1 protein-coding gene is annotated in these 1,476 nt (G+C 38.4%); it reads right to left on the bottom strand.

Features of this window, described 5'->3' with window-relative positions; genetic code table 11:
• A partial coding sequence (ltrA, locus tag HNP81_RS23565) for a group II intron reverse transcriptase/maturase (RefSeq protein WP_182504188.1) occupies positions 1 to 1,255 on the bottom strand: 1,255 nt, incomplete at its 3' end.
• Positions 1,256 to 1,476: the final 221 nt, after the last annotated feature.

Genomic DNA, 1,476 nt, shown 5'->3' with positions numbered 1-1,476 from the left:
TTAGATAACGTTCTAAAGCAGAGGGAAATCCCCTCTGCTTTAGTCTTTTGTTCGAGATTGCTCTTTGAACAACTTTTGATAGTCCGATGTACCGATAACCTTTTCGACAGAAAGTTAATCCTTTTGCCTCTTCCTCTGGAATCCCTAATTGAACAAGCGATTTGATTTGTTTCTTCGCTACCTTCCATTGCTTCCAGATGATAACTCTAATTCTGGAGCGAAGCTTCTTATCTATCTCAGTCATCGCTTTTTTCATATTTGAGATTCTAAAGTAATTCACCCACCCAAGTATGACTTGTTTTAGTTTTAGAATTCGGTAATCCAGCGGAACACTCCAATTTCGCTTTGTTAATTTTCGAAGCTTCCTTTGAAGTTTTTGTATGGATGTGAGATGAGGTTTTACTTGATATTTCTCATTCTTAGAATCGTAATAAAATCCAAATCCTAAGAATTTCAAATCCTTTGGACGGGAGATTTTACTCTTCTCTACATTGACTATCAACCCTAATTTCTTTTCTATAAATCTCACGATTGATTCCATCACTCTATTGGCCGCTTTCTCACTCTGCACGAAGATGAGGGCGTCATCAGCGTATCTCACGAATTGGAGTCCTCTACTTTCTAGTTCCTTATCCAGTTCGTTTAACATAATATTACTCAACAGTGGGCTTAGGTTTCCTCCTTGCGGAGTTCCAACTGGTGTTTCTTCATATTTCCCATTCACCATAACCCCACTGACAAGATATTTTCTTATTAGAGAAATGACATCTCCGTCATCTATTGTATTAGAAATGATTCGCATGAGTTTATCGTGATGGACTGTATCGAAAAATCTTTCAAGGTCAATATCCACAACCCAATCGTGTCCATTATTCAGAAATTCCAAGCTTTTTATAATCGCCATCTCACAACTTCTTTTCGGTCTAAAGCCATAACTAAATTCGCTGAACTGCTTTTCAAATATCGGACTGAGTACTTGATGAATGGCTTGTTGAACTACTCTATCCACTACTGTTGGTATTCCCAATTTGCGCATTTTTCCATTCTCTTTTGGGATCTCCACTCTTAAGGCAGCTTGTGGTTGGTATTTTCTTGTTCTGATGCGCTGACGTAGCTCATCCTTATTTTCTTTCAGGTATTGTTTCAATTCATCGATCGTTATTCCATCGACTCCACTTGCACCTTTATTTCTATACACACGTAGGTAGGCCTCATTCATATTTTGATTACTTAGAATCTTTTCTAAAAGTTCCACACACTCGTTTCTCCTTTCCTCTCACGTAGTAAATGATATCTCCTTTTTGGCTGTCCTTTGAGATACGCTCATACTTTCACCATTAACACATTCGGAGTTCGTCACTTACGCATTCGTGGCGTTGAAACACTATAAATTGTTCAGCCCTTCATGATCTTAGGTCATTACTATGGCCTCTGCTGACTTCTTGCGACTAACCTTTTTCGACTGTACTTCTGTAC

The organism is Peribacillus huizhouensis, from assembly GCF_014138605.1.
GTDB classification, from domain to species: Bacteria; Bacillota; Bacilli; order Bacillales; family DSM-1321; genus Peribacillus; species Peribacillus huizhouensis.
The sequence above is the reverse complement of the archived record's forward strand: the minus strand, read 5'-3'. Positions and strand labels throughout refer to the sequence as shown.